Origin of the sequence: Auritidibacter sp. NML120636, from assembly GCF_003185945.1 — a bacterium.
GTDB classification, from domain to species: Bacteria; Actinomycetota; Actinomycetes; order Actinomycetales; family Micrococcaceae; genus Auritidibacter; species Auritidibacter ignavus.
The window spans coordinates 1-5631 of sequence record NZ_QHLO01000020.1 but is presented as its reverse complement, the minus strand read 5'-3'; the positions used below and the strand labels follow the sequence as shown (position 1 = coordinate 5631).

General features: G+C 54.3%; 2 rRNA genes. Both read right to left on the bottom strand.

Annotation, left to right across the window (positions count from 1 at the left end):
* Positions 1–198: 198 nt before the first annotated feature.
* Positions 199–3295 (bottom strand): 23S ribosomal RNA (locus DCC25_RS11180).
* Positions 3296–3925: 630 nt separating this feature from the next.
* Positions 3926–5449 (bottom strand): 16S ribosomal RNA (locus DCC25_RS11175).
* The 16S and 23S rRNA genes sit together here, the layout of an rRNA operon.
* Between the last annotated feature and the right edge of the window lie 182 nt (positions 5450–5631).

Genomic DNA, 5631 nt, shown 5'->3' with positions numbered 1-5631 from the left:
GGCTAGAACACGATGGGTGTCGTGTTTTTTGTGTGTGCCGTGAGTGTTTGCTCGTGATCACCCTGACAGGCCACCCCCGGTTGGGGTGGTGTTGTGTCAGGGTGTGGTGTTGTCTCTGGCTTACCATCTCACACCCCAGACCCGTGATCCTCCACCAACCCCCGGCGGGCGGGGAGTGGTTTGTGGTTGGTTGGGGGTGTTTGTAAGTCTTTGGTCTATTAGTACCGGTCAGCTCAACACGTCGTCAGTCCGTGCTTACACACCCGGCCTATCAACCCAGTCATCTACTGGGAACCTCTCACACCACAAGGGTGTCAGGAGAATTCATCTTGAAGCAAGCTTCCCGCTTAGATGCTTTCAGCGGTTATCTATCCCGAACGTAGCCAATCAGCCATGCACCTGGCGGTACAACTGACATACCAGAGGTTCGTCCGTCCCGGTCCTCTCGTACTAAGGACAGCCCTTCTCAATTCTCCACCGCGCGCAGAGGATAGGGACCGAACTGTCTCACGACGTTCTGAACCCAGCTCGCGTACCGCTTTAATGGGCGAACAGCCCAACCCTTGGGACCAACTCCAGCCCCAGGATGCGACGAGCCGACATCGAGGTGCCAAACCATGCCGTCGATATGAACTCTTGGGCAAGATAAGCCTGTTATCCCCGAGGTACCTTTTATCCGTTGAGCGACGACCGTTCCACAACGAGTCGCCGGATCACTAGTCCCAACTTTCGTTCCTGCTCGACCTGCCAGTCTCACAGTCAAGCTCCCTTGTGCACTTACACTCAACACCTGATTGCCAACCAGGCTGAGGGAACCTTTGGGCGCCTCCGTTACCATTTAGGAGGCAACCGCCCCAGTTAAACTACCCATCAGGCACTGTCCCTGAACCGGATCACGGTCCGAAGTTAGATGTTCACTATGACCAGAGTGGTATTTCACACAACGACTCCACTACCACTAGCGTGCTAGCTTCACAGTCTCCCACCTATTCTACACAAGCCACACCGAACACCAATACCAAACTATAGTGAAGGTCTCGGGGTCTTTCCGTCCTTCTGCGCGTAACGAGCATCTTTACTCGTACTGCAATTTCACCGAGTTCACAGTTGAGACAGCGGGGAAGTCGTTACTCCATTCGTGCAGGTCGGAACTTACCCGACAAGGAATTTCGCTACCTTAGGATGGTTATAGTTACCACCGCCGTTTACTGGGGCTTAACTTCACCACGTCGCCCACAAGGGCTAATAGCTCCGCTTAACCTTCCAGCACCGGGCAGGAGTCAGTCCATATACATCGTCTTACGACTTCGCATGGACCTGTGTTTTTGATAAACAGTCGCTTCCCCCTGGTCTCTGCGGCCCCTACCCCCTCCACCCAGCACGTGGGTGTCAAGGTCGAGGCCCCCCTTCTTCCGAAGTTACGGGGGCATTTTGCCGAGTTCCTTAACTATGATTCTCTCGATCGCCTTAGTATTCTCTACCTGACTACCTGAGTCGGTTTAGGGTACGGGCAATGTCAACCTCGCGTCGATGCTTTTCTTGGCAGCATAGGATCACCAGATCTCCCACCACGTGGGAGCCCATCACGTCTCAGACACACACAGAGCGGATTTACCAACCCTGCATCCTACACGCTTAGACCAGGACCATTCCACTGCCTGGCCCGGCTACCTTCCTGCGTCACACCTGTTAACACGCTTGCCTCACCAGTTCAGGTCCCACGCTCACCAACCACGTCACCCCGAAAGGTGATCCAGGAAGGCTCGGGTGGTTAGTATCACCAGCTCAGCAGGGACGGTCTACCACTGGTACGGGAATATCAACCCGTTATCCATCGACTACGCCTGTCGGCCTCGCCTTAGGTCCCGACTAACCCAGGGAAGATGAACTTGACCCTGGAACCCTTAGTCATCCGGCGGAAGGGTTTCTCACCCTCCTATCGCTACTCATGCCTGCATTCTCACTCGCACGCTCTCCACAACCGTTCACACGACTGCTTCACCACACGCACGACGCTCCCCTACCCAACCCACCACACGGTGGTTTGTCACAGTTTCGGCGGTATGCTTAAGCCCCGCTACATTGTCGGCGCAAAATCACTTGACCAGTGGGCTATTACGCACTCTTTCAAGGGTGGCTGCTTCTAAGCCAACCTCCTGGTTGTCTCAGCAACTTCACATCCTTTTCCACTTAGCACACGCTTAGGGGCCTTAACCGATGATCTGGGCTGTTTCCCTCTCGACCATGAAGCTTATCCCCCACAGTCTCACTGCCACGCTCTCACTCACCAGCATTCGGAGTTTGGCTGACGTCAGTAACCTTGTCGGGCCCATCAGCCAACCAGTAGCTCTACCACCAGCAAGAAACACGCAACGCTGCACCTAAATGCATTTCGGGGAGAACCAGCTATCACGGAGTTTGATTAGCCTTTCACCCCTACCCACAGCTCATCCCCTCCATTTTCAACTGAAGTGGGTCCGGTCCTCCACGTGCTCTTACACACGCTTCAACCTGGCCATGGGTAGATCACTCCGCTTCGGGTCCAGAACACGCGACTCACCGCCCTCTTCAGACTCGCTTTCGCTACGACTACCCCACACGGGTTAACCTCGCCACGCATCACTGACTCGCAGGCTCATTTTGCAAAAGGCACGCTCTCACACCCCACAGGACGCTCGAACGGATTGTAAGCACATGGTTTCAGGTACTCTTTCACTCCCCTCCCGGGGTACTTTTCACCATTCCCTCACGGTACTGATCCACTATCGGTCAATAGGAAGTATTTAGACTTACCAGGTGGTCCTGGCAGATTCACACGGGACTCCACGAACCCCGTACTACTCGGGAAAACACCAAAGCCCGGCCAACGCGTTACCACTACGGGACTCTCACCCACTACGGTGTAGCATCCAAACTACTTCGCATACACGCAACCATCACTCGCCAGCCCGGTAGAACCAGCACAGCGCATCCCACAACCCCCAGCACGCAACCACTACCGTGTATCACACGCACCAGGTTTAGCCTCATCCACGTTCGCTCGCCACTACTAGCAGAATCATTATTATTTTCTCTTCCTGCAGGTACTGAGATGTTTCACTTCCCCACGTTCCCTCCAACTGGCCTATACATTCAACCAGCGGTCACGCACCACCACGATGCGCGGGGTTACCCCATTCGGACATCCTGGCATCAACGCTCGGTTATCAACTCCACCAGGCTTATCGCAGATTCCCACGTCCTTCATCGGCTCCTATTACCAAGGCATCCACCATGCGCCCTTCACAACTTACAAACACCACCAACCCCCACAACCCAACACAACGAAGGAATCACAGGGGACAACCGATGGCGCCACACGTAAGCCACAAAACAAGCAACACCAACACCACACACAACACCAAACCAGCATCATGCGATGGTGACTGGACACACAAAACAAACAACTAAAGCAACCACAAAGAAACACCACCACAACCACCAACCCCAACAGGCCAATGATCGCAGCACAAACTCATGCTCTTTGCAGCACAACCACAACACCACAAACCGCAGTGTCATGATAGATGCTCACGTCCACTATGCAATTACCACAACAACACCCCACCCACCCCCATCACCACCAACACGATGACAACAAGAGCAGACAGGCCACCAGGGAACAATTACCCCATAACCCAACAGTGCACCAAACACACCAGAACACCACCAGCAACCACCACACTCCACGAACCACACCACACACAACACGCGACGCGGAACAGTACTAATAGCAGCAACCAGCCAAGCCCACAGCATGACCCCCACACAACCAGGGATTCATTGATGATCCACCCAAACAGCACCCCAGCACCAACACCACAACAGCATCAGTCACCACACCAGGGCACCAACAAAAACACTGAGAAAAAAACTTTCTCCTTAGAAAGGAGGTGATCCAGCCGCACCTTCCGGTACGGCTACCTTGTTACGACTTAGTCCCAATCGCCAGTCCCACCTTCGACGGCTCCCCCCACAACGGTTAGGCCACCGGCTTCGGGTGTTACCAACTTTCGTGACTCGACGGGCGGTGTGTACAAGGCCCGGGAACGTATTCACCGCAGCATTGCTGATCTGCGATTACTAGCGACTCCGACTTCATGGGGTCGAGTTGCAGACCCCAATCCGAACTGAGACCAGCTTTAAGGGATTAGCTCAACCTCACAGTATCGCAACCCTCTGTACCGGCCATTGTAGCATGCGTGAAGCCCAAGACATAAGGGGCATGATGATTTGACGTCATCCCCACCTTCCTCCGAGTTGACCCCGGCAGTCTCCTATGAGTCCCCAACCAAATGCTGGCAACATAGAACGAGGGTTGCGCTCGTTGCGGGACTTAACCCAACATCTCACGACACGAGCTGACGACAACCATGCACCACCTGTACACCAGCCCAAAAAGGGAAGAACCATCTCTGGAACGATCCGGTGTATGTCAAGCCTTGGTAAGGTTCTTCGCGTTGCATCGAATTAATCCGCATGCTCCGCCGCTTGTGCGGGCCCCCGTCAATTCCTTTGAGTTTTAGCCTTGCGGCCGTACTCCCCAGGCGGGGCACTTAATGCGTTAGCTACGGCGCGGAAAACGTGGAAATATCCCCCACACCTAGTGCCCAACGTTTACGGCATGGACTACCAGGGTATCTAATCCTGTTCGCTCCCCATGCTTTCGCTCCTCAGCGTCAGTAACAGCCCAGAGACCTGCCTTCGCCATCGGTGTTCCTCCTGATATCTGCGCATTCCACCGCTACACCAGGAATTCCAATCTCCCCTACTGCACTCCAGTCTGCCCGTACCCACTGCAAACTCAGAGTTAAGCCCTGAGCTTTCACAGCAGACGCGACAAACCGCCTACGAGCTCTTTACGCCCAATAATTCCGGATAACGCTCGCACCCTACGTATTACCGCGGCTGCTGGCACGTAGTTAGCCGGTGCTTCTTCTGCAGGTACCGTCACCAAAGCTTCTTCCCTGCTGAAAGAGGTTTACAACCCGAAGGCCGTCATCCCTCACGCGACGTCGCTGCATCAGGCTTGCGCCCATTGTGCAATATCCCCCACTGCTGCCTCCCGTAGGAGTCTGGGCCGTGTCTCAGTCCCAGTGTGGCCGGTCACCCTCTCAGGCCGGCTACCCGTCGAAGCCTTGGTAGGCCATTACCCCACCAACAAGCTGATAGGCCGCGAGTCCATCCAAAACCGCAAAAACTTTCCACAACCAACCATGCGGTCAGAAGTCATATCCAGTATTAGACCCAGTTTCCCAGGCTTATCCCAGAGTCAAGGGCAGGTTACTCACGTGATACTCACCCGTTCGCCACTAATCCACCACAGCAAGCTGTAGCTTCATCGTTCGACTTGCATGTGTTAAGCACGCCGCCAGCGTTCATCCTGAGCCAGGATCAAACTCTCCAAAACAAGAACAACAAAAATGAAGTCACGCCCCAGAAAGAACGATCAAAAGGCAGGCCGGAAAAACCCACCACTGGCCAAACCACAACCCCAAAACCAACGAGGCAAAAAAGAGGCCATGGCAACCAAACAAAAAAAATTTGGCATCAACAAACTTGGCACACTATCGAGTTATCAAACAACCGTTC